Here is a 23689-nt window from a genome sequence, read left to right on the forward strand (position 1 = left end):
GCCCGCGCGACCGCGAGCGCGTCGGCGCGCCCCCGGGCGGCGCCGGCCGCGGCGTCCAGCGCCGTGGTGCCCTCGGGGGTCGGCGAGCCGAGCGCGTCGTCCGCCTCCGCGAGCGCCGCCGCGAGCACCTCCCGGACGGCGTGGTCGAGCACGCGCCCCTCGGACGCCGCCAGCGCCGCGCGGGCCTCGTCCGCGAGGCGCGTCAGCGCCTGCACCGCCTCGGCGTGCGCGTCGCGCGCACGGTCGTGCTCCCACGCGTCCTGCGCCGACCGCACGGCCGAGGCCGCCTCGGCGATCAGTCCCGCGCGGTCGGTCGCGGCCTCGGACTGCGCGAGGGCCCACGTGGTCGCCGCGGCGCGCGGCAGGTCGGGGTCGGGCGCGGTCGCGGGCAGGTCGACGAGCAGCGCGGCGAGGTCGGTCCGCACCGCGTTGTCGGCCACGCGCCCGGCCGAGCCCGCGAGCGCGGACCGGCCTTCGTGCCGGGCGTCGCGGAGCAGCCCGGCCGCGACCGCGAGCGCCTCCGTGGCCTGGTCGTGCGCCTCGGCCGCCCGCGCGTCGCGCTCGCGCAGGACGCCCCAGCCCGCCGCGACGACCGCCACGAGCAGGACGGAGAGCACCCGGGCGGCGCGGCGCCTCCCGGCGTGCGCCGCACCGGGCGGGGGCGGGTCGGTGTCCCCCTCGCCGGCACGGGGCGGGGCGGGGTGGTCGTGGTCCGCGCGGGGCGGCGGGCTGTCGGGGCGTGCGCGCATCGGTGGTGCTCCCGGGTCGGGGACGGTCGTGCGCGGCTGAGCCACCGACTCTAGCGAGCCCGCCCTGTCCCGCCGCCAGCCCGCGCCCCACCCTGGGGACGCAGCCCGGCGTGTCCCGCCGCCCCGGGGCTCAGCCCTCCGACTGCACCCACGCGGGCTCGTCCGACCCGGCCGGCAGCGTGACCTGCCCGAGGTCGCCGATCTGCACGGTGAGCTCGCCGTCCGACGCGACGCCGTCCGGCAGCGCGACCACCGTCGTCGCCGGGACCCAGTCCATCGTGCACGGCCCGTCCCCGGGCTCGGGGAAGGTCACCGCGACGGTCCCGTCCCCGGGGTCGGTCGTCGTAGCGTCGGCGATGCCCGGGCAGCTGCCCGACCCGTAGGTGACGACGTAGAGCAGCGCGTCGTCCGTCGTCCGTGCCGCACCGGCCACGGCGTCCACCGGCGGCGCGGCGAGGCCGTCGGGCAGGCCCACCACCGACGACCCCGCGACGAGCGCGAGGACCGGGGTCGGCGACTGGGTCGCGGGTCCGCTCGTCGGCGACCCGGCGTCGCCCGCGGAGCCGGGCCCGGAGGCGCACGCCGCGAGGAGTGCGACGGCACCGGCGGCGGCGAGGCCGCGCAGCCGTCGGGACACCGGCGTCGCGGGGCGCGTGGCCTGCGGGGAGCCGTCCGCCGCACGGGTCGCGGCACGGTCGTGGGTCGTCGGTCGAGGGGCCATGGCTGCACTCCGATCGTCGGCTGCTGTGACGTGCGGTCCCGCGCTGCGGCTGTCGCCCGCGATCGCACGTCGAGGCTAACCGCACATCCAGCACCGGAGCCGGGACCCGGGACGAGGGACCCGGTACACCGCGCGGACAAGGCATTTGAGTAGGTATGGCCGCCATTTGCGCGCGGTTCCGGTGCGAGTACCCCTGGAAGCAGGACGTGCGTCGCGCCGGACCTGCACCGGTGAACCCGCGAGCCCGGGCGGCGGCGACGCGGCTCCCCCGGCGCCAGCCACCGAACCGGTGCCGGGGACGCGCCTCCCCCTCGATGCACCGGAGCGCCCGATGACCGACCTGACCGCCCCACCGACCGACCGGGCCACGTGCGGCTGGCTGCCCCTGCCCGCCGGCCCGCCGCCCAGCCCGCCGCCCGACCGCGCCGACCACCGGCCGCCGGACCCGGCGCCGGACCCGCCGGCGAGCCCGCTCGAGGGCACCCGCGCGGACCCACCGCCCGACGACCCCGGCCTGCCCGAACCGGCAGCGGTGCAAGCGGCCCTGGACACGCTGACCCGGTGGCTGCGCTCGGGCGGGACGGTGGTGTGCGGGTCCGGCGGCCCGGACGACGCGGACCACGCGGTCGACGCGCTCGACGCGGCGGTCGCCGACCGCCCCGACGGGACCGGGACCGCACCCGACGTGGTGCCGCCGGCCGCGCCCGGGGACGCACCGGCCGCCGGAGCCCCGGCCGAGCCCGGAGCCGACCCTGCGGCCGGCCCCGCTGCCGACCCGGCCACGCCGCCCGGCCCCGCCGAGCGCGGGTGCCGGCACTGCCGCAGGGTCGTGGACCCCGTGCGCGTCCGCGCCTGGGCGCGCGAGCGCGGCCTGCGCGTCGCCGACCGGGGCCGCCTCCCGGCCGCGATCGTGGCCGCCTACCTCGCCACCCACCCGCACGCCTGACGACCCGCACTCATCACGACCCGCACTCATCACGACCCGCACGCCTCACGACCCGCACTCCTCACGACCCGCACTCCTGACGACCCGCACCAGGACCGCCCGCCGCCCGGACCTCCGCGCGTTCGCACCGCCGCGCCCGCCCGGACCTCCGACGGACGTCCCACCGACCCGCACCCGCGAGGAGCCCCGTGCCCGCTGCCCCGCTCGTCCTCACCGCCACCGTCCTCGGCCTGGCGATCGGCTCGTTCCTCAACGTCGTCGTCTGGCGCGTGCCGCGCGGCGAGTCGGTCGCCCGACCGCCGTCCGCGTGCCCGCGGTGCGGCCACCGGATCCGCGCGCGGGACAACGTCCCGGTGCTGTCGTGGATGCTGCTGCGGGGGCGGTGCCGCGACTGCCGGGCGCCGATCGCCCGCCGCTACCCGCTGGTGGAGGCGGGGACCGCGGCGCTGTTCGCGGCCGTCGCGGCGTCCGCGGGGCCGGCGTGGACGCTGCCCGTCCTGCTGTACCTCGCCGCCCTGTCGGTGGCGCTCACGCTCATCGACCTGGACGTGCACCGGCTCCCCGACGCGCTCGTGCTGCCGGCGTACCCGGTGTGCGCGGCGCTGCTCGCGCTCGCGTCCTGGAACCCCGGCGGCGAGCCGGACTGGGGCGCCCTCGGCCGCGCGGCGATCGGCGGTGCGGGGCTGCTCGCGTTCTACCTCGGCGCCGCGCTGGCGTACCGGGGCGGGATGGGGCTCGGGGACGTGAAGCTCGCGGGCGTGCTCGGGCTGTGCCTGGGGTGGTTCGGCTGGGACGTGCTGGTCGTCGGCGGGTTCGCGGCGTTCCTGCTGGGCGGGCTGTTCGCCGTGGGTCTCGTGGTCGCGGGCCGCGCGGGCCGCCGGTCGGGGATCCCGTTCGGGCCGTGGATGCTCGCCGGAGCCTGGCTCGGGATCGCGGTGGGCGGGCGGCTCGGCGGCTGGTACCTCGGCCTGCTGGCGTAGCCGGACGCGCCCCCGGTCGCGCCCCACGGCGCGCACCCGGCGCGCCAGCGTCGCGAGGAGTACTCGACGCGTCGGGTACTCGCTCGGGCACCAGGACGGCGCCGCCCGGGCCCGGAGGTGCGCCCGCCGCACGGCGCCACGGCACGTCGGCACCGCACGGCGGGCGCCGGTGCGGCGGCACCGCACGGCAGGCGGCGGCTCAGCCCGCCCCGAGCTCCGTCACCGCCCGCACCCGCCACGCCTCCCCGAGCAGCGGCGCCAGGTACGGCGGCGTCCCGCTCGTCAGCGCGGGGTCGTGCACGATCGTCGGGTAGTGGCCGCCGTCCCCGTCGACCGCCGCCCGGCCGACCGCCCCGGCGTACCGCTGCGCCAGCGAGCCGTGCACCACGACGTCAAAGCCGGGGTCCGCGGTCCAGTGGTGCTGGACCCGCAGCGTCCCGGACAGCGCCTGCACGGCGGCCTGGATCTGCAGCCCCGGCCCGTCGTCCTTTGCAGGGTGGGTCAGCCCGGTCCGGTAGTCGCTGTACCGGTGCGGCCAGGAGTCGAACCAGTCGCCGACGCGGCTCTCGGCAGCGGTGGGCGCCCGCACCGTGGCGGCGCCGATCTCGAGCCCGAAGTCCCAGCGGGCGTCGTCGGCGTCGGTGCCGGAGCCGACCAGGTCGGTGACCACGGGGTTCAGCACCTCGACGTCCCGCCCGGCCACGATGCCCAGCAGGCACTCGGTGCCGACGTCGGCGCACCCGTCGCCCGGCCCGGCGCCGGTGCGGAGCACGTCGCCCGTGACGACGACCGACTCCTGCGCGACGAACGTCAGCCCGCCGCCCCCGTCGTCGGCACCGGGCGAGAACTGCCCCTCCAGGTAGAGGTTGCCGTACCGCGCCCACTTGGTGGTGCGGGTCGTCTCGGGGTCGATCACGCCGGTGAGCCACCCGGCGCCGAGCGCGGGGTCCGGCGTCGGGCCGTAGCTCCCGACCGGCAGCCGGCCGTAGGGGCCGTCGCCGCCGATCTCCTGGATGACGGTGTCCAGCGGGGTGTCGACGGTCCACGTGCCCGCCGCGGCGGCGTGCTCCCGCGGCGTGGTCCAGACGACGACCGCGAGCCCGTCGGGCACGTCGACCGTCCCGGTGCCGCAGGTCGGCGTCACGCCGTCGGGTCCGGCGACGGCGACCGTCGCCCCGCGCGCCGCCGCGGCGGCGGTCCCGGGCGACCACACGCGCATCGTCCTGCCCTCGCCGACGATCCGGGTGGCGCCGTAGTAGTGGCAGCCCGGCACGTCGGCGTAGAGCGTCGCGGTGCTGGTGGGCAGGGCGGTCCAGGACCGCTGCACGGGCGCCCAGCCGCCGAGCAGCGCCTCGGCCTCCGCCGCCGACGCGTCCCCGCCCGCGGCCGCGCCGACGCAGGAGGTCCAGGTGGCCGCGTCGTCGTCGGCCGGCTCGCAGGCGGGGTCGGCGGTCGCGTACTCCCCGTCGACCAGCGGGTCGTCGGCCGTCGGGTCGGTGCCGCCGACCGCGAGCCGGTCCCGGGCGAGGACGCTGCCGGTGATCGAGTCGCCGGCCGCGAGTGTCGCGAGGTTCGCGCAGTCGTCGACCCGGTCGGCCGCGAGCAGCGACGTGCCCGCGCCGCAGCCGTCCGCGAGGTCGGTCGGCAGCCCCAGCGCGCGGCGGCCCTCCGCCCAGGTGGTCGGCTCGACCAGGTCGGACGCCTGGTGCAGCGCGTGGTCCGCGGTCGACCCGCGGGCGAACCGCACCTCCAGCACCCGCTCCACCGAGCCGGACCGGCCGGTGACCGTCAGGGTCAGGGACGTCGCCCACAGGTCGTCGAGCTCGTCGGGAGCGGTCGTCACCTCGTAGTGGTACGCGGGCGACGACGTAGGGTCCTCGCCCTCGGCGACGGGCGCCCACCCCGTCTCCCCGGCGGGCCACGGACAGGTGTGCTCCAGGACGTCGGGGTCCTGCCCGACCAGCGCCGGGTCGTCGCAGTCGACGTCGAGCCAGGACGCGGGGTCGTCGAGCAGCCGCTGCTGGTAGTCCGCGGCGCCCGCCTCGGCCGCGGCGCCCGCCTGGGTCCAGTGCGCCTGCCGGGCGGCGGGCCGGACGGCGTTGGCCGCGTACACGGCGGTGACCATCGCCAGCGCGGTGAGCGCCAGGAACGTGAACAGGACGGTGACGCTGGACAGGCCGGCGTCGGGCCGGTGGAGGTGGGTCATGGCAGCAGCCCCGAGGGTGTCAGGCGGTCGGTGAACCGGGACGGCTCGTCGCCGGTGGTCGGGTCCTGCTGGAGGACGAGCGAGACCAGCACGGTGCGGACGAGGTGCGGGGCGTCCGTCTCGTCCCCCTCGGCGTCGAGGTAGCGGAACAGCGGGTCGGCACCGTCGCGCACGGCGCGCGCCAGGACGACGGTCTGCACCCGCCCCTCGCACTCGGGGTTCGCGTCGTCGTCCGCGCAGTACGTGGCACGGTCGCCGTCGACGGGCCGGCGAGTGGTCTGGGTCAGCTCGCCGTCGACCAGCGCGTACTCCACCCGCGACGGCCCGACCGCGCCGCCCGGGTTGTCGAGGTCCGAGTAGACGGTGAGCGCGTCCGGCGCGAGGTCGGCGAACGCCGCCCGCTCCCGGCCGCCGACCGTCGTCGGCAGCACCGCGCGCCCGACCACCCGGGACAGCTGCATGAGGGCGTACCGGCCCTCCTCGGTGTCGTCGACCCGGTCCCACGCCGCGCGGTCGGAGCGCTGGATGCCGGCGGTGAGCGCCGCGACCCCGACCAGGACGATGCTGAACACCGCCATCGCGACGATCAGCTCGGTGAGCGTGACCCCGGCGTCGGAGGGGCGCGTGGCGCGTCGCGTCCCGGCGCCGCGCCGGCACCCGGCGGTCACCCCGCACCCCCGCGGGCGATCGTCACGACCCCGTCGGCGTCGCGCACCGCCAGGACCTCGCCGGTCAGGGAAAGCGCGACGTCCACGGTCCCACCCGGCGGCAGCGTCACGGGCGCCAGCGACCCGGGACGGGACCCGAGCCATAGCGTGTAGTCGGTCGGCCACAGGGCACGCAGGGTGAACTCGCGGGTGTCCTGGAACAGCGACACGACCGCGTGCTGGCTCGCCACCACGTTGTTGCCGAAGCCCCCGCCGACCACCACGACGCGGTACCAGGCGCCGTGGTCCTCCGACGTAAGGACCGGGGTCTCCCAGGTCCACAGGTCCTGTTCCATGACCAGGTCCTGCCAGGTCCGCCCGCGATCGGTCGACCGCTGCCAGACCATCCACACCAGGTCCCCCTCGGCGGTGCCCTGGGCCTCGAACGTCAGGCGGTCGCCGACCGCGGCCGACTGGCTCATGGGCGGGACGGTGACCTCGGGGCGCGGGAAGTGCAGCAGCTCGCCCTGCTCCGTGAGGACGCGGACCGTCGCGCCGCGCGAGACGTCGAACCCGATCGCGTTCGACACGACGGCGCGGATCATGAGGCCGTCCCGCACCGGGTAGTTCCCGGGGAGCACCGCCCCGGCGACGAGCTCGAGCTCGAACATCTCCTCGCCCTCGGCGACGTCGCCCCAGTCGAGGCCACCAGTGGTCGAGGCCTGCCACAGCACGTGCAGCGGCTCCTCCCCGGTGGCGGCCACCTCGAGCGTGGCGGACCCGTCGTGCGCGATCTCCTGGTCGTCGGGGTGCAGCGTGATCACGGCCTGCTCGGGCACCAGGCCCGGCGTGCCGTCCCACCAAACGGCGCCGGCCGCCACGTCCTGGTGCCGCATCGGGTACCGCCAGGACGTCAGCGTGCGGTCGTCGGCGACCAGCGCGTCGTCGATCTCGGCGGTGCTCCGGACCTGCTCGGGCGCCGCGCCGTCGGCCGGCACCAGCGTGACGGGCAGGTCCTCCAGGTCCGGGCCGACGAGTGCCTCCCCGGCCTCGTCCAGCACCGTGAACCGCAGCGTCCCCTCGCGCCGCACCTCGACGACGGCCGAGCGCACCGTCCCGGCCTCGGCCCGGCCGAGGTACTGCGCCCCCGTGCTGAACCGCCCGTCCGCGGTCACGTACTGAGCCGACGCCTGCGCCGCATTGCCCGCCTGGACCGCGTACCAGTGGTGCGGCGCGGGGTCGGCGGTCGGGTCGACCTCGAACACCGCGCACCCGTCGGCCCCCGTGAGGGCCGACGAGACGGTGGGGGCACTCCCGGTGCGGTGCGGCGACGACAGCAGCTCGACCTTCAGCCCGGGCACCGGCGTCGTCTCGTCGTGCACCCGGACGGCCACGAACGACCGCTCCGCGAGCGCCGCGCGCTCGGTCAGCCGCACCGGTGAGGAGCCGGTCTCCCAGGACACCTCGACGGCCACCTCGACCAGCGCGGCGGACGCGACGGCCGCCGATAGCCCCGCGCTGCACACGTCCGCGCCGTCCGGGGTCACGACCCGGGCGGTCCGGGTCACCTGGAACGGGACGCCGCCGACCTCGACGGTGCTCGTGTCGTCGAGGAAGGTCGGGTCGATCGTCGGCGTGACCGGCCCGCCCGCCGCGGCGGCCAGGGGCTGCGCCGCCAGCTCCCGGGCCTCCGCGACGACCGACGACGCGAGGTGGGTGGCGGCCACCCGGCGCTGCGTCTCCACCGACATCCGGAACGTTCCCATCACGAACGTGAGCAGGGTGGCCGCGAAGATGCCGAACAGGGTGGTGGCGACGACGGACTCGACGAGGGTGAAGCCGTCGTCGCGCGCGCGGCGCAACCGGGCCAGTCGCTGGCCGGGGGTCACGGGGAGGCCTCGCCGTCGGGGTCGGCGGCCTCCTCGGCGGGAGTCTCGGCGGGCTGGACCGCGGAGGCGTCGACCAGGACGAAGGTGTAGCCGGTGATGGTCATCGGTCGGTCGTCCCCGACGTTGTCCCAGTCGGTGACCAGGAACAGCCGGTCGTCCACCGACTGCAGGTCGCTCATGTACTGCATCTTCTGGTCGAAGGTGCCGTCGATCGCGAGATTCACCTGCACCTGGAACAGCCGACCACCGCCGACCTCGGTCCCGGTCGGCTCGGAGCGGGACACCGAGGTCACGACCGCGCCGGACCTGGCGGACAGGTCGGCGAGCTGCTGGACGAACGACTCCAGCTCGAGGGCCGTCGGGAAGTGGCTCCGCAGGCTGGCGAGCTCGTCCTGCAGAGCAGGCTCGTTCGCCCTGTCGGCGGCGAGTCGCGCGATTTCGAGCCGCCGGTCCTCGTTGAGCTGTTCGGTGCGGTCCGCCGCGGCGTCCGCCTCGTGCGCCTCGTCCAGCATCGGGGACAGGGCGAGGAACCAGCAGCCGGCCGCGAGCAGCAGCGCGACCGCCACGGTCGCCGCCCACCACAGCCTGCGCGCGCCCGTCATGCGGCCTCCTCCTGCGTGTCGTCGGCCGGGGCGGCCTCGCCCGTCGCCTCGCTCGTCTCGGTCCACCGGTGCGTGCGCCGGGAGTCGTCGACCAGGACCGTCCCGGAGACCTTCCGCCAGCCCGTGTCCTCGTCCAGGTCCACCGAGGTGAACGTCGCGCCGAGCAGCCCGTCGGTGGCGTCGAACACCCGGAGCAGCTCGCCGCTCTGCTCGAGCGTCGGCACGTGGGCGACCCAGGTGATCGTGCCGATCGCGGGGCCCGGGTCGAACGGGTCGCCGTCGGGACGCTCCAGGTAGTCCGACTCGAAGGTGATGGCGATCTGCATGCTCTCGAGCACCGCCCAGTTCGGCCCGCTCTCGAGCAGGTGCCGGATGAGGTCGGCCCACAGCACCTCGTTCCGCATCCCCTCCGCGATCGCGGAGCGGACAGCCGTGATGTCGGACCGCAGCGTCACGAGGTCCGCGTAGGTGGCGATCTGCGCGGCCAACCCGTCGGACTCCGCCTGCGCCGCGGTCTCGCGCGACTGCGCGGTCGAGCGCGTGCTCATCCCCCACGCGAGCGCCCCGACCAGGGCCAGCACCACCGCGAGCAGCAGCGCGACGCACTTCAGCCGCACCGCCCGCAGGGCGCGCCGGCGGCGCACCGCCTCGGGGAGGAGGTCGACGACAGGCGTGCCCGCCGACAGCATCGGGTCGCCGGCGGTCGGCGTCGCGCGGTCGCGCTGGAGCAGCGGGCTCATGCCGCACCCCCGACGGCGAGACCCGCGGCGACCGCCCACGCCGGCAGGCTGCCGTCGCACGTGCGCGCGGCCTTGCGGTCCACCGCGAACACCCCGTCGGCTCGGGGCAGCGACACGGGCACCCGCGCGAACGTCGCGAGGTACTGGCCGAACCCGGGCAGGCCGGCGCCGCGGCCGGTGAGCAGCACCGCCTCGACCGGGCGGTTGCCGCTCTGGGCGTGGAACGCGAGCGTCTCCGCCACCGTCGCGGCCATCCGCTCCGTGTGCCCGGCGATCACCGGCGCGAGGTCGCCGTGCAGCGCGCGGTCGTCGTGCAGCGCCTGCTCGGCGGTGCCCGGGTCCACCTGCAGGATCCGGGCGAGGTCGGCGACCAGCGCGGCTCCCGCGGCCGCGCCGAACCGCACGAGCTGCGGGACGCGGTGCTCCGCCACCACGATCTGCACCCCGTCGGCGCCCACGTCGACGACCGCGACGACCGCGTGCTGCCCGCGCGGCGCGACCACGGCACGGACCAGGGCGAACGCCGCGAGGTCCACCCCCACGACGCGCAGCCCGGCCTGCTCGACCGCCTGCACCGCCGAGGCGGTCGCCGCGTCCGGCACCGCGACGAGCAGGCCCTCGACCTGCTGCCCCTCGCGCCGGATCGGGTAGAAGTCGAGCACGCAGTCGGCCACCGGCACCGGCAGGCTCTCCTGCACCAGGAACGGCAGCGATGCGCGCATCTGCTCGCGGCTTGCGGCGGGCAGCGTCATCGGGCGGACGATCGCGTGCTCGCCCGCGACGCCGAGCACGACGTCCCGGCTGCGCACGCCGGCGGCCTTGCACGCGCGCCGGACGGCCGCCGACACCCGCTTGGGGTCGATCACCTCCGCGCGTTCCACGCAGCCCGGGGGCAAGGGGTGCTCGCCGAACCGCAGCAGCCGCAGCCGCTTGCCGGGCGCGCCGTCGACCTCGGCGACCCGGACCGCGGTGCGGCCGAGGTCGACGCCGATGCGTCGGTTGGTCACGTGTCACAACTCCTTGCGTCGTCGCAGACCGCGTGGTCGGTGCGGGCTTCACCCGACACCGACCACGCCGCCTTGCTCAGCCGGGGCTCAGTTGTAGAGCGTCAGCGCGGCGCCACCGGCGACGGCGGCGCACAGGCCCTCTTCAAGACCGCGCGCGGCCGAGTACCGCCACTCCTTCTGCATGCCCGTCTCCGTGGCGACGTTCACGCACCAGTTGTGCTGGTTGAGGTTGTCGCCGGTCTCGCTGTCCGGGTGGAAAAGGAGGGGCACTGTCACCGTGCCGGCGTTGGCGCTGGTCACGGCGACAGCCGAGCCGCCGTTCACACTCACCAGCTGGACGGTCGAGGAGATCGCGCCGAGTCCGTCCCAGGTGGTCCCGTTGTCGGCGCTCACCCGGTAGGTGGTGAGGTCGCCGGACACGGAGTCCACGACCACACCGATCTGGATCGCGGTCGGCTGGCCGGTCACGAGCTGGGTCTGGATCTCACGGCCGATCCCCGAGACGTCGGACTGGGCGGCCGAGTCGCGGGCACGCGCCTGCTGGTTGATGTAGAGCGGGACCGCGATCGCGGCGAGGATGCCGATGATCACGATCACCACGAGGAGCTCGGTCAGGGTGAAGCCGCGATCGTCCTGCGATCGCCTCAGTCGGGACAGCATCGTCATTCCTCCGTGTCGTCGATTTCCACGTGTCTTCCAATGGAGAGCCCGTCCGGACTCGGGACCTCGACCGTCGCCACGTCGTACAGACCGGGTGGGCGGCAGACGACGGCAGATCTGGGGCGTCAGCGGGCGTCGGAACGCCCGGAAGGATCAGGAGTAGTCACCGCACAGCCCGTTCTCCAGGCCGCGCTGCGCGGAGTAGCGCCACGCTTCGTCGGCCGTGGGACGCGCCGTGGTCACGCCGGTCTCGATCCAGACCGCGAGGCACCAGTTGTGGTCGTTCAGGGTCGCGCCACCCGTGCCGAGAGGGTCGTGCAGGGTCAAGCCCACCCCGGACCAGGTGCCGTTGCTGTTCGAGATCTTGCTTCGGGTGGTGCCGTCCTCAGCGAGCAAGAAAACGCCCTTGGATGAACGGCCCAGGGTCTCGAAGTTCGCGCCCCCGTCAGTCGAGATCGTGTACTGCACGGCCGCGACCTGCTCCGGCGTGTAGTTCAGAGCCAGCTGGGTGTATCCGAATCGGATGTTGGCGGCGTCCTCCGTCACCAGCTGCGCCTGAACCTCCCGCCCGAGTCCGGAGACGTCGGACTGGGCGGCGGCGATCCGCGCCCTGGCCTGCTGGTTGATGTACAGCGGGACCGCGATCGCGGCGAGGATGCCGATGATCACGATCACGACCAGCAGCTCGGTCAGCGTGAAGCCACCGTCCCGTTCGTCCAGGCGGCGTCGCATCGCATTCATTCTCATCACCATCTCCATCACATCTCGCTCGTCACGGTCAGAATGGGCATGTACAAAGCCAGAAGCATTCCCCCGACGATTCCGCCGATAAGCACGAGCAGCAGGGGCTCCAGCGCGCTGGTCAAGGCCTCGGTGCCCTTCATGACCTCGTCGTCGTAGAAGTCCGCGACGTGCCGGAGCATCCCGTCGAGGTCACCGGCGTCTTCACCGACGGTGACCATCTGCACGACGAGGGGCGGCAGCACCCCTGTGCGCTCGAGGCTCTCGGCGAAGGACTCGCCACCGCGCACGGACTCCCCCGCCTGCGCGGCGGCCTGCTCGATCACGATGTTGCCGCTCGTCGGCCCGACGACCTCCAGCGCCCGCGCCAGGGCGACGCCGCAGCTGACCATCGTCGACAGGCTGCGGGTGAACCGCGCGATCGCGAGCTTGCGCACGAGCGACCCGACCAGCGGAGCCTTCAGCAGACGGGGCTCGACGGCCTCGCGGATCTTGAGGTCGTGCCGGTGCTTGCGCCACCACCACACGAAGACCAGGATCGCCACCACGAGCGGGCCGGCTGCCACGACCAGCACGTCCGACAGCACGACCAGCGCCTGCGTCGGGGCCGGCAGCTCGGCGTCGAGCCCCTCGAAGATCGAGGCGAAGACCGGCACGATGAACACCAGCATCACGACCGAGGCCAGCACCGCGATCCCGAGGACGACGATCGGGTAGACCATCGCCCCCTTGATCGTCCGCCGGAGCTTCAGGTCGGACTCCATCCCCGCGGCGGCCGACGCGAGCGCCTCGTCGAGGAAGCCGCCGACCTCGCCCGCCGCGATCAGCGCGCGCGCCACGGGCGGGAACACCGCGGCGTGCCGATCGACGGCCTCGCCGAGCGACGCGCCGCCGCCGACCTGCGCGTTGAGGTCGCGCAGCACCTCGGTCAGCGCGGGCTTCTCCGACTGGTCGACCAGTACGTTCAGCGCCCGCGGCAGCGGCAGCCCGGCGCGGACCATCGTCGCGAGCTGCCGCACGACCATCGCGACGTCGGCCGGCTTGACTCGCTTGCCGCCGAGCGACAGCTCCTTGTTCATCCCGGAGCTCGCGACCTCGGAGATCGAGGTCGGCACCAGGTTGAGCTCGCGCAGCCGGGTGGCGACCGCGCGCTCGGTCGACGCCTCGATGCGGCCGGTGACCTGGCGGCCGTCCGGACCGACGACGGCGTACTCGAACGTCTTCATCCCGCCGGCCATCAGCGCACCCCCGCCCCGGCGCCGTAGCCGCCGGCGGCCCCGCCGCACAGCCGCTCGAACGCCTCGACGTCGCGCGCCTTGTCGAGCCCGGTCTCGTAGGTGATGAGCCCCTGGAGCACGAGGGCGGACAGCGCCTGGTCGAGCGTCTGCATGCCGACGTCGCCGCCGGAGTGGATGGTCGAGTAGAGCTGGTGCTGCCGACCCTCGCGGATGAGCGCGCGCACTGCGGGCGTGCTCAGCAGCACCTCGACCGCGGGCACCCGGCCGCTGCCGTCGGCGCGGCGGCACAGGGTCTGCGACACGATCCCGCGCAGGGTGCCGGCGAGCTGGGTCCGGACCAGCTCCCGGCCGTCGGCGGGGAACGAGTCGACGATGCGCTCGACGCTGCGGGCGGCGTCCTGGGTGTGCAGGGTCGCGAACACGAGGTGCCCGGTCTCGGCGGCGGTGAGCGCGGTCTGGATGGTCTCCGGGTCGCGCATCTCGCCGATGAGGATGATGTCGGGGTCCTGCCGCAGCGCGTGCCGGAGCGAGGCGGCGAACGAGTCGGTGTCGTCGCCGATCTCGCGCTGGGTGATGAGGCACCGGTGCGACCGGTGCCGGTACTCGATGGGGTCCTCGACCGTGAGGATGTGGTCGGGCCGCGTGCGGTTGGCTAGGTCGAGGATGCCGGCGAGGGTCATGGACTTGCCGGAGCCGGTCGGGCCGGTGACGAGCACCAGCCCGCGCGGCAGCGACGCGAACGTGGCGACCACCGGGGGCAGGCCCAGCTGCTCCAGGCTCGTGATCCGGTCCGGGATGAGCCGCATGGCGACGGCCGTGCGGCCGCTCTGCCGGTACACGTTGACCCGCGCGGCGTACCCGGCGGCGACCTCGTGCGAGAAGTCCAGCTCGTGGTCGGCGTCGTACCGCGCGAGCTGCTCGCGCGACGCGATCTGCTCGACGACCGCGCGCACCGCGGCGTCGGGGAGCACGCCGACGACCTGCGACGGCCGCAGCTCGCCGTGCACGCGGAGCAGCGGCGGGTGGTCGGCGGCCAGGTGGATGTCGGACGCGGCGAGCCCGATGCCCTCCTGGACGACGGCGGTCAGGGGGTCGGCCGGGGCGGCCGGCTCGGGTGCGGGCCGGTACACCGCGGGCTCGGGCTCGACGAGGTCGGCCGCGACCGGCGCACCGGGCCGGACGGCCGTCGACTGGTACCAGGGCGTCGTCATACGACCACCCGCAGCAGCTCCTCGAGCGAGGTGCGACCCTCGCAGACCTTCTGCCACCCGTCCTCGCGCAGCGAGACCATGCCCTCGGCGTGCGCGGTGGCGGCGACCTCCTGCGCCGACGACCGGGCGACGGCGTGCCGCTCGATGGGCTCGGAGACCTCCATGACCTCGTGCAGCGCCAGCCGGCCGCGGTACCCGGTGCCGGAGCACGCCGGGCAGCCGACGGGCCGGAACAGCTCGACCGGCCGGGTCGGGTCGGGCCAGGTGAACCCCGCGGACCGCAGCTCGGCCGGGGCGGGCTCGTAGGGCTCGCGGCACTTCGTGCACAGCCGCCGGGCGAGCCGCTGGGCGACGACGGCGTCCAGCGCGGACCCGACGAGGAACGGCTCGATGCCCATCTCGACCAGCCGGGTGACGGCCGAGGCGGCGTCGTTGGTGTGCAGGGTCGACAGCACGAGGTGCCCGGTGAGCGCCGCCTCGACCGCGATCTGCGCCGTCTCGTGGTCGCGGATCTCGCCGAGCAGCACGACGTCGGGGTCGGACCGCAGGATCGACCGCAGGGCGCCCGCGAACGTGAGGCCGGCCTTCGGGTTGACCTGGACCTGGTTGATGCCGGGCAGCCGGTACTCGACCGGGTCCTCGACGGTGATGACGTTGATCTCCGGCTTCGATACCGCGTTCACCGTCGCGTAGAGCGTCGTCGACTTGCCCGACCCGGTCGGGCCGGTGACGAGGATCATCCCGTACGGCTTGGAGTACGCGCGGTGGTAGACCTCGAAGCTGCGCTCGGAGAACGACAGGTCGCGCAGGGCGAGCCGCGCGGTCGAGTTGTCGAGGACCCGCATGACGATCTTCTCGCCCCACACCGTGGGCAGGGAGGCGACGCGGAGGTCGATCTTCTGGCCCTGGTGCACCACGGACATCCGGCCGTCCTGCGGCTTGCGCCGCTCGGCGATGTCGATGTCCGACATGACCTTGATCCGGGAGAGGATCGCGGCCTGCATGCCCTTCGGGGCGGGCTGCTGCTCCTTGAGCACCCCGTCGATCCGGTACCGGACCCGCAGCTCGTGCTCGGCCGGTTCGACGTGGATGTCCGAGGCGCGGTCGGCGATGCCCTGCGTGACCAGCAGGTTCACCCAGCGCACCACGGGGGTGTCGGCGTCGAGGACGTCGCCGATCTCGGCGATCTCCCCGGTCGTCGTCTGGGTCTCCTGCATCGACTGGCTGAGGTCGGCGATCTCCGAGTCGGCGCGCACCCAGCGGTCGAGGGCGGCCTCCAGCGCGCGCCGCGAGGCCACGACGGGCCGCACCGGCCGGCCGGTGAGCGACCGCAGGTCGTCGAGGGCGAGCACGTTGCCCGGGTCGGCCATGGCGACCAGCAGCGCGCCGTCCTCGGTCCGCACCGGGAGCACGACGTGCCGCCGGCACACCGGGCCCGGGACGAGCGCGACCGCGGCCGGGTCGAGGTCGGCGGTGTCGAGGTCGACGTAGGTCATCCCCGCCTGCTCGGCGAGCGCCCCGACGAGCTGCTCCTCGGTGAGGGCGCCCGAGGCCACGAGGGCCGGGCCCAGCGGCGCGCGCGTCGCCACCTGCGCGTCCAGCGCGGCGAGCAGCTGGTCCTCGTCGACGAGGCCGCGCTCGAGCAGGATCTCCGCGAGCTGCTTCACAGCGGACCCCCCGTCGGGCTGAGCGGCGGCACCCCGGCGGGCTCGAGCCCGCGCGCGGCGGCGGCAACCCGGTCGACCAGCACGCGCAGCGGCCCGTCGTCGAACGGCTGGGCCTCGGCCGCGCAGCGGTCCGCCAGGTCGCGGAGCGCGGCGAGCTGCTCGTGGCTCATCCGCAGCCGGCCGTCGATGGGCGACACGTACGGCGCGAGCTGCCGGGACACCTGGTAGCGCGGCACCTGCACGCGCCAGGTCGCGAGGAACCGGTCGGTGCGGCGCAGCCGGTCGTGCGCGACCTCCAGCCCCGCGCCCACCCGCCGCAGCACGGCGCCGCCGTCCGCCAGGTCGCGGTTCGCGGTCGCCAGGTCGTCCCGCAGGCAGGCGCACAGCTGCGCCAGGTGCTCGGGGCCGAGCTGGGCGCTGCCGCGGTCGATCTCGCGCGCCGCGTCGACGACGGCGTCGCCGTGCAGCCGCGCGAGCGCGATCCGGAACCGCACCCGCAGGACGGCCCGCCGCGCCGTCGCCAGCTCCGGGACGAGGTCGGCGAGCATCTCCGCCACCTCGTCGCCCAGCGTGGACATGGCGCCCGCGGTGCTGAGCAGCACAGGGGCCGTCTGCGAGACGGTCTCGGACGCGTGCTGCGCCAGCTCCGTCACCTCGGCGAGCGCGGCGACGGCCGTCAGCGCGTCCCGCTCGACCTCCCGCAGGCGGTCGGCGAGCGCGTGCAGCCCGTCGAGCCGCGCCATGAGGCCGGCGACCTCCTGGTCCACGGCGACGCACGTGGCGAGCACGGTGCCGACCGGGCCCGCGTGCTGCTCCGCCGGGTCGACCGGCCGCCGCCGCTCGGCCATCGCCAGCACCTCCGCCGGCATCACGGTGTGCATGAACTCCTCGGCGTCCGCGAAGCCGAGCTGGCCGATCCGCTCCGCGAGCCGCGCGCACCCGGCCTCGGCCACCGCGACGCCGCCCAGGCCCTCGGCCCGCGCCTGCCGCTCGGCCACGAGCACGTCGGCGTACGCCCCGGCGGCGGCGCTCCAGAACGCCTCGACGCCGGGCGCGATCCGCACCGACAGGTACCCGTCGCCCAGCGGGGTGACGGTCGCGAACACCCAGTACGCCGCGCCGTCCCCGGCGAGGTTCTGCACGTAGGCCGAGAACGGCCGCCCGGCCTGCAGGGTGTCCCACATCAGCTTGAACGCGCCGGCCGGCATCTGCGGGTGCCGGATGATGTTGTGCGGCGCCCCGACCAGCGCGGACCACGGGTGCGCGGCGACGCGGGTGAACCCCTGGTTCGCGCTCTCGATCACCCCGCGGCCGTCGGTCGTGGAGAAGATGAGGTCGCGCGCCCCGACGGCGCGGACCGCCCCGGTGGGCTCGACGTGCTCAGCCACGGCGCAGCCCCTCCATCGCGAGCCGCACCAGCGTGAGCAGCGCCTGCTTGGTGGCGCTGCGCGAGCGGGCGTCGGTGTAGAGCACCGGCACGTGCGCGGGGATCGCGAGTGCGGCGCGGACGTCCTCGAGCCGGTGCTTCGCGACCCCGTCGAAGCAGTTCACGCCCACGACGAACGGCACGCCCCGGGACTCGAAGTAGTCCACCGCGGGGAAGCACTGGTCGAGGCGGTCGGTGTCGACCAGGACCACGGCGCCGATCGCGCCGCGCACCAGGTCGTCCCACATGAACAGGAACCGGTCCTGGCCCGGGGTGCCGAACAGGTACAGCCACAGCGACCCGGGCAGCGCGATGCGCCCGAAGTCCATCGCGACCGTCGTCGCGGTCTTCGCGGCGGTCCGGCCGCCCGCGTCGTCCACCCCGAGCGAGTGCTCGGTCATGGCCGCCTCGGTGTTCAGCGGCTCGATGTCGGAGATCGACCCGATGAACGTCGTCTTGCCGACGGCGAACCCGCCCGCGACGACGATCTTCACGACCGTCGGCGCCTCCGCGCGGTGGGCGGCGAGGTGGCCGTTCGCGCGCGCGGCCGAGGCGCCGGCCTGCACCACGGGCTGCTCCGGACCCAGCGGGCCGGGGCCCTCAGAGGGCGGAAATGCCATCGTAGACACTCTCCAGGACGTCGAGGATGAGGTAGCGCTGCTCCTGGTCGGTCGCCGCGGCGGCGTCGAGCCCGGGCACGGCCGGGTCGTGCACCCGCACCGCCCCGGCCCGGACCAGGTCGGCGACGAGGATCCGGGCGACCCCGAGGGGCACGTCGATCCGGGCGGCGACCTCGGCCACGGTCAGGTAGGTGCCCGCCAGCCCGGCGAGCACCGCGCGCTGCTCCGAGGTGAGCGCGGGGTGCGCCGACCCGTCCGCCTGCACGAGCGTGTCCAGGCGCACGTCGTCGCCCTCCGCCCGGGTCCGGCCGCCCGTGATGACGTACGGGCGGACCTCGGGGGCGGCGCGGCGCTCGGGGCGGGGCGCTGTCACGGCGTCAGACCTCCGTCCGGGACGGGCTGTCGACGGGGAGCTCGCGCCGCAGGTCGGAGACGAGCTGCGGGGTGAGGGTCGTCTGGGCGCGGCTGGCCAGCATCGCCATCTCGTAGCCGACGACGCCCACGTCGCAGGTGGTGTCCGCGGCGACGGCGAGCACCGACCCGCCGGACACGTTCATCAGCACCAGGAAGCCGGAGTCCAGCTCCACGACGCACTGGGCCACCTGGCGGCCGCCGAGCTCGCGCGCCGCGCCCCGGGTCAGGCTGGAGATGCCGGAGACGATCGCCGCGAGCTGGTCGCCGCGGGTCCGGTCGACGCCCTGCGACATGGTCATCAGGAGGCCGTCGGCGGACACGACGAGCGCGAACGTCGTCCCGGGGGTAGAGCGCACGAACTCGTCGAGGAGCCAGACGAACTCCCGCCGGCGCGGTGTCGGGTCGGTCATCGCATCTCCTCGGCGAACGGGGTCGGGGCGGGGGTCGTGGCGGGCGGATGGGCCGGATCGGCGGCGCCGTCCTCCCGGGCGCGCCGGGTGGCGGCGCGGAACGCGGTCAGCCGGGCGCGCAGGGCCTCGGCGTCGCGCACGATGGCCTCCTCCGCCGGGTCGGACGCGGCGTCGACGGCCGCGGGCAGCCGCCGGGTGAGCGTCGGTGCACCCGACTCGGCGACCTGGGGGCGGTAGGACGACATCGAGCTGAGCGCGGCCAGCGCCTGCTGCTGGAGGGACGCGCGCTCCGCGAGCGGGGACTGCTCGCCGGTCCACCCCGGCACGGCGGCTCCGCCCTGCGGGGACCAGGACGGCGCGTCGGCGGGGTCCTGCTGCAGGAAGGTGCGGCCGGCCGCGACGGGGGCGGCGGTCGGCCCGGCCACGCCCACGGCGGGGGTCGGCGACGACGGAGCGGCGACGGGGGCCGCGGGGTGCGCCTCCGCGACCGCGACCGGCTGGGTGGCGGCGCGCGCGGCGTGCCGGCGGGAACCCGGGGCGTGCGGCACCTCGGGGTGCGGCTGCACGAACCCGTAGACCGGCGGGTCCGCCGGCAGATCCAGGGCGGCGGACCCGCCCGGCGCACCCGGTGCGCCCGGCTCGCCCCCGACCGGGGCCCCGGCGAGGATCGCGTCGAACGACGGCAGCGCGGCGTGCTCGGGCGACGTGCGCACCGGTGCACGGGGGCTCGGGGGCCCGTCCGCCGCGTGCGCCCGCGACCGGGCGCTGCGGCGCGGGCCGGGGACGCCGACGGGACGGCCCGGCTCGTCGGCGACTGTGTGCTCCGGGACGTACGGCTCCGCGACCGGCGCCAGGCCGGCCCGCCCCGCGTCGCCGGCGACCGGCGCGAGCGTGTCCGGGTCCAGCACCGGCGGCAGCACGACGGGCTCCGGCAGCACCGGGGTCGTGTCGGCGGGGGCCACGTCGTCGTCGGGGCCGGCGACGTCGAACAGCTCGCGGGCCAGCCGGAGCGTGACCTCGGTGCCCGGCCCGTCGGGGCGCGGCGCGAGCGTCACGCCGATGCCGAGCCGGTCCGCGAGGCGCCCGACCACCACGAGGCCGAGCCGGTCGGTCGCCGCGGTGACGCCGGCCCGCGACCCGAGCGCGGCCTGCGCGCGGTCGAGCTCGTCGGCGGTCATGCCCAGCCCGCTGTCGCGCACGGTGACGTGCATCGCCTCGGGGTCGCACAGGCCGACGACGTCGACCACGGAGTCCGGGGGCGAGAACACGGTCGCGTTCTCGAGCAGCTCGGCGAGCAGGTGCGCGACCGGGACGACGTGCACCGCCGCGAGGGGCGGGTCGTCCGTGAGGTCCACCCGGACGCGCTCGTAGGCCTCGATCTGCGCGCTGGCCGTGCGGACGACGTCCGAGACGGGGGTCGCGTCCCGCACCCGGCGACCGGGCGGACTCCCGGCGAGCACCAGCAGCGACTCCGCGCCGCGGCGCAGCCGCATCGTGAGGTTGTCGAGCAGGAAGAGCTGCTGCAGCGTGTCGGGGTCGGTCTCGGTCTGCTCGAGCTCGTCGAGCGCCTGCAGCTGCCGGTTGAGCAGCGAGATGTCGCGGCGGGCGGCGACGGCGAACGCGGCCGAGGACGCCGCGAGCGGGTCGGCCGGCGGGGTCGCGGGCGGGTCGGCGGGCGGCGCGGACGGGTCCACCGGCGCCCGCCCGCCGGGCACGAAGGTGCCCGCCGCGGGCGTCGGGAGGTACCCGACCGGAGCGCCCCGGTCCGGGCCGGGGGCCTCGGGGGCGACCCCCGGCCCGGCGGGTGCCGGCCCCGGCGCGGCGGTCGCCGGGTCTGGCACGGTGGCGTCGCCCGCGGTGTCCGGTCCGCGCGCCGCCCGGCGCCGCCGCGCCCGGAGCAGCACCAGGAGCGCGAGGGCCACGAGCAGTCCCACCGCCGCCAGCGCCAGGCCGACCGTGGTGGGGTCCGCGTCGAACTGCAGGAGGGACGTCGCCTCGGGACGAGTGGGCACGACACCTCCTGCAGTTGCTGAATCGATCACCGGACACGTGGCACCCATTTCAGCCGGAGCGCTTCAAGCGATGCAAAACAGGCTCTGACCTGCAGTTTTATTCCGGCAAGCTGCGCTCTCGGCACCATCCGGAGGAAATGCTGATCGCGGGGTCGGAAAAGCCATTCGGGGGTCCAAGAGCGCCCATTGCGTGCCCGCGACGCCGCCATCGGGAGTCGCCGGCGGGCGTTGCGGTGGACCCGCGGCCCGGCGTGAGGCGTTCGTGCAGAAGCGGGCCGGGCGCGCCGCAGGCCGACCCGGCCCCGACCGGCCCGCAGGGACGAAAGTCCCGATTTGCCCCGATGACGTGCGACGACTTCCGACCACGCGCTCGAGCGCGTGATCGCCCGCCCGGGACGGTGTTCCGCGGCACCCCGCGGCGCGAGTAAGGTTCGCCTCGCCTTACCCCGGCCGAGCCCTCCCGGCGCCCCGGGCCGGGCACGCCCGTGCCGTCCACCACCACCCGCGTCGGAGCCGCCCGATGGTCGCGAACTACCTGATCGGCCTGCGCGAGGGCCTCGAGGCCGCCCTCGTCGTCAGCATCCTCATCGCCTACCTGGTGCGCACCGGGCGCCGCGACCTGCTCCCCGCGCTCTGGGCCGGGGTGGGCGTCGCCGTGGCGGTGTCGCTCGGGTTCGGCGCGCTGCTGACCTTCGGGCCGCAGGGCCTGTCGTTCACCGCGCAGGAGGCGATCGGCGGCTCGCTGTCGATCGTCGCCGTCGGGCTCGTGACCTGGATGATCTTCTGGATGGCGCGCACGGCCCGGCACCTCAAGGGCGACCTGCAGCACAAGCTGGACGACGCCGTCGCGGCGGGCCGCCGCGCCGTCGTGGTCATGGCGTGCCTGGCCGTCGGCCGCGAGGGGCTGGAGACCGCGCTGTTCCTCTGGGCGAGCGCGCAGGCGACCGCGGGCACCGGCGCGCGCGGCGGCACCGCCGCTCCCCTGCTCGGCGCCGCACTGGGCCTGGGCACCGCGGTGCTCGTCGCGTGGGCGCTCTACCGCGGCGCGCTGCGGCTCGACCTGCAGAAGTTCTTCGCGTGGACCGGCGCGTTCCTCGTGCTCGTCGCCGCCGGGGTGCTGTCGTACGGCGTCCACGACCTGCAGGAGGCGGGCATCCTGCCCGGCCTGAACAACCTCGCGTTCGACGTCTCGGCCGCCGTCCCGCCGACCAGCTGGTACGGCACCCTGCTCAAGGGCGTCCTCAACTTCACGCCGGCCACCACCTGGCTCCAGGCGATCGCGTGGACCGCCTACGTGATCCCGACCATGACCTTCTTCGTGCGGACCGCCTTCCGCCGCCCGCCCGCGCGCCCCGCCGCGCCCGCGCCGAGCACGACCTCCCCCCTGCCTGCCGCCTGACCCGCGAGCACCGCGCGCGGCGCCCCCGCCGCGCGCCCGGCTCGCCGACCCGTGTTCCGAGAAGGAGCCCCGATGTCCCGCACCACCACGACCGCCGCCACCGTCGGGGTCCTGCTGCTGCCGCTGCTCGCGGCCTGCGTCCCGAACGACCCCGTCGGCGGCGCCGCGAGCAGCGACGCCCCCGGCGCGCTGACCGTCAGCTCGACGGCCGACGCCTGCGAGGTGTCCGCGGACAGCGCGCCGAGCGGCACCCTCACGTTCTCCGTGACCAACGACGGCAGCGACGTCACCGAGTTCTACCTGCTCGCCGACGACGGGCTGCGGATCGTGTCCGAGATCGAGAACATCGGCCCCGGCATCTCCCGCGACCTGGTCGTCCAGGCCGCACCCGGCGACTACTACACGGCGTGCAAGCCCGGCATGGTCGGCGACGGCATCCGCGCCGCGTTCACCGTCACCGACTCCGGCCAGGAGGTCGGGCCGACCGGCGACACCGCCGACCAGCTCGCCGCCGCCGAGGCCTCCTACGTCGCGTACGTGAAGGACCAGGTCGGCTCGCTGATCGCCGGCACCCAGGAGTTCGCCGACGCGTACGCCGCGGGCGACGACGACCGGGCGCGCGACCTGTACGCCGCGACCCGGGTGCACTGGGAGCGCGTCGAGCCGGTCGCCGAGTCGTTCGGCGACCTCGACCCGGCCCTCGACCTGCGCGAGGCCGACCTCGAGGACGGCCAGGCCTGGACCGGCTGGCACCTGATCGAGAAGGACCTGTGGCAGCCGGCGCCCGACGCGAACGGCGGGGAGACCTACGTGCCGCTGACCGCCGACGAGCGCGGCGCCGCCGCGGACGACCTCGTCGCGAACACCCAGAAGCTCGTCGACCAGGTCACCGCCGACGGGTTCACCTTCGAGGCGTTCCAGATCGCCAACGGCGCCAAGGGCCTGCTCGACGAGGTCGCCACCGGCAAGGTCACCGGCGAGGAGGAGATCTGGTCGCACACCGACCTCTGGGACTTCCAGGCCAACGTCGACGGCGCCCGCGTCGCGTACGAGGTGCTGCAGGACGTCGTCACCGAGCAGGACCCCGACCTGGCCGCCGACCTCGACCAGCGGTTCGTCGACCTCGAGGGGCTGCTCGCCGCGCAGGGCTCCGTCGAGGCCGGCTTCGCGCCGTACACCGACCTCACCGACGCCCAGGTCACCGAGCTGGCCGCCGCGGTCGACGCGCTGTCGGAGCCGCTGTCCCGGCTGACCACCACCGTGACGGGGGCCTGACACGGACGCGCAGCACCCGGGTCCGGGCGCGGCGGGGGACGCCGCGCCCGGGTCGGCGGCGACCGTGTCCGGGCCGGGCGCGGCGGCGGCCGGACCCGGCTCGCCCGCGGGCGGCCCGGACGGCGGTCG

Annotated in this window: 21 protein-coding genes and 1 pseudogene; 4 read left to right on the forward strand and 18 right to left on the reverse strand. The window is 75.7% G+C overall.

What is annotated here, in order from left to right; translation table 11 throughout:
* A pseudogene (locus tag J5O08_RS17405) lies at positions 1-749 on the reverse strand (hypothetical protein); the annotation flags it as partial.
* 130 nt (positions 750-879) lie between these two features.
* Positions 880-1470, reverse strand: coding sequence for a hypothetical protein (locus J5O08_RS17410; protein WP_218708161.1), 591 nt, complete (start codon positions 1468-1470; stop codon positions 880-882).
* A gap of 331 nt (positions 1471-1801) precedes the next feature.
* Between J5O08_RS17410 and J5O08_RS17415 the strand changes: the two genes are divergently transcribed.
* Entirely contained in the window at positions 1802-2416 is a 615-nt protein-coding gene (locus J5O08_RS17415) for an Lsr2 family protein (RefSeq protein WP_218708163.1), read from the forward strand.
* A 188-nt stretch (positions 2417-2604) separates the two neighbouring features.
* Positions 2605-3396: an A24 family peptidase gene (locus tag J5O08_RS17420; protein WP_218708165.1), complete on the forward strand. Its 792-nt coding sequence runs from the start codon at positions 2605-2607 to the stop codon at positions 3394-3396.
* A 199-nt stretch (positions 3397-3595) separates the two neighbouring features.
* On the opposite strand, the gene J5O08_RS17425 is transcribed toward J5O08_RS17420, so the two are convergent.
* The 16 genes from J5O08_RS17425 to J5O08_RS17500 form a co-directional block, all read right to left on the reverse strand.
* Complete coding sequence (locus J5O08_RS17425) at positions 3596-5602, reverse strand: hypothetical protein (RefSeq protein ID WP_218708166.1); 2007 nt, start codon at positions 5600-5602, stop codon at positions 3596-3598.
* Entirely contained in the window at positions 5599-6270 is a 672-nt protein-coding gene (locus J5O08_RS17430) for a type II secretion system protein J (protein WP_218708167.1), read from the reverse strand. The genes J5O08_RS17425 and J5O08_RS17430 overlap by 4 nt, the downstream gene beginning before the upstream one ends.
* Positions 6267-8138, reverse strand: coding sequence for a prepilin-type N-terminal cleavage/methylation domain-containing protein (locus J5O08_RS21755; RefSeq protein ID WP_218708168.1), 1872 nt, complete (start codon positions 8136-8138; stop codon positions 6267-6269). The genes J5O08_RS17430 and J5O08_RS21755 overlap by 4 nt, the downstream gene beginning before the upstream one ends.
* Positions 8135-8740 carry a hypothetical protein gene (locus J5O08_RS17440; protein WP_218708169.1) on the reverse strand — a complete coding sequence of 202 codons (606 nt, stop codon included), beginning with the start codon at positions 8738-8740 and terminating at the stop codon, positions 8135-8137. Before J5O08_RS17440 ends, J5O08_RS21755 begins: the two co-directional genes overlap by 4 nt.
* Positions 8737-9480: a hypothetical protein gene (locus J5O08_RS17445; RefSeq protein WP_218708170.1), complete on the reverse strand. Its 744-nt coding sequence runs from the start codon at positions 9478-9480 to the stop codon at positions 8737-8739. Before J5O08_RS17445 ends, J5O08_RS17440 begins: the two co-directional genes overlap by 4 nt.
* Positions 9477-10487: a pilus assembly protein PilM gene (gene pilM, locus J5O08_RS17450; RefSeq protein ID WP_218708171.1), complete on the reverse strand. Its 1011-nt coding sequence runs from the start codon at positions 10485-10487 to the stop codon at positions 9477-9479. The genes J5O08_RS17445 and pilM overlap by 4 nt, the downstream gene beginning before the upstream one ends.
* An 87-nt stretch (positions 10488-10574) precedes the next feature.
* The gene (locus tag J5O08_RS17455) at positions 10575-11147 is read right to left on the reverse strand and encodes a type IV pilin protein (RefSeq protein ID WP_255590132.1); all 573 of its coding nucleotides are present in this window, start codon (positions 11145-11147) and stop codon (positions 10575-10577) included.
* 153 nt (positions 11148-11300) lie between these two features.
* Positions 11301-11906 (reverse strand): type IV pilin protein, encoded by a 606-nt coding sequence (locus J5O08_RS21395; RefSeq protein WP_304518527.1) that lies wholly within the window; start codon positions 11904-11906, stop codon positions 11301-11303.
* Positions 11906-13114 carry a type II secretion system F family protein gene (locus J5O08_RS17465; protein WP_255590133.1) on the reverse strand — a complete coding sequence of 403 codons (1209 nt, stop codon included), beginning with the start codon at positions 13112-13114 and terminating at the stop codon, positions 11906-11908. The genes J5O08_RS21395 and J5O08_RS17465 overlap by 1 nt, the downstream gene beginning before the upstream one ends.
* A gap of 11 nt (positions 13115-13125) precedes the next feature.
* Positions 13126-14337, reverse strand: a complete 1212-nt coding sequence (locus J5O08_RS17470) for a type IV pilus twitching motility protein PilT (protein ID WP_218708174.1) — start codon at positions 14335-14337, stop codon at positions 13126-13128.
* Entirely contained in the window at positions 14334-16004 is a 1671-nt protein-coding gene (locus J5O08_RS17475; RefSeq protein WP_218708175.1) for a GspE/PulE family protein, read from the reverse strand. The genes J5O08_RS17470 and J5O08_RS17475 overlap by 4 nt, the downstream gene beginning before the upstream one ends.
* The gene (locus J5O08_RS17480) at positions 16001-17392 is read right to left on the reverse strand and encodes a PAS domain-containing protein (protein ID WP_218708177.1); all 1392 of its coding nucleotides are present in this window, start codon (positions 17390-17392) and stop codon (positions 16001-16003) included. The genes J5O08_RS17475 and J5O08_RS17480 overlap by 4 nt, the downstream gene beginning before the upstream one ends.
* Positions 17385-18050 carry an ATP/GTP-binding protein gene (locus J5O08_RS17485; protein ID WP_255590134.1) on the reverse strand — a complete coding sequence of 222 codons (666 nt, stop codon included), beginning with the start codon at positions 18048-18050 and terminating at the stop codon, positions 17385-17387. Before J5O08_RS17485 ends, J5O08_RS17480 begins: the two co-directional genes overlap by 8 nt.
* On the reverse strand, positions 18031-18423 hold the full coding sequence (locus J5O08_RS17490; protein WP_218708179.1) for a DUF742 domain-containing protein: 393 nt from the start codon (positions 18421-18423) through the stop codon (positions 18031-18033). Before J5O08_RS17490 ends, J5O08_RS17485 begins: the two co-directional genes overlap by 20 nt.
* A 4-nt stretch (positions 18424-18427) precedes the next feature.
* Positions 18428-18874, reverse strand: a complete 447-nt coding sequence (locus J5O08_RS17495; protein ID WP_158375406.1) for a roadblock/LC7 domain-containing protein — start codon at positions 18872-18874, stop codon at positions 18428-18430.
* Positions 18871-20886, reverse strand: coding sequence for a sensor histidine kinase KdpD (locus J5O08_RS17500; protein ID WP_218708181.1), 2016 nt, complete (start codon positions 20884-20886; stop codon positions 18871-18873). Before J5O08_RS17500 ends, J5O08_RS17495 begins: the two co-directional genes overlap by 4 nt.
* Before the next feature lie 520 nt (positions 20887-21406).
* Between J5O08_RS17500 and efeU the strand changes: the two genes are divergently transcribed.
* Both efeU and efeO read left to right on the forward strand, forming a co-directional pair.
* Positions 21407-22285, forward strand: coding sequence for an iron uptake transporter permease EfeU (efeU, locus tag J5O08_RS17505; RefSeq protein ID WP_218708183.1), 879 nt, complete (start codon positions 21407-21409; stop codon positions 22283-22285).
* 72 nt (positions 22286-22357) lie between these two features.
* Entirely contained in the window at positions 22358-23560 is a 1203-nt protein-coding gene (efeO, locus tag J5O08_RS17510) for an iron uptake system protein EfeO (RefSeq protein ID WP_218708185.1), read from the forward strand.
* Positions 23561-23689 lie beyond the last annotated feature (129 nt).

Origin of the sequence: Cellulomonas sp. PS-H5 (assembly GCF_019265565.1) — a bacterium.
GTDB lineage: Bacteria > Actinomycetota > Actinomycetes > Actinomycetales > Cellulomonadaceae > Cellulomonas.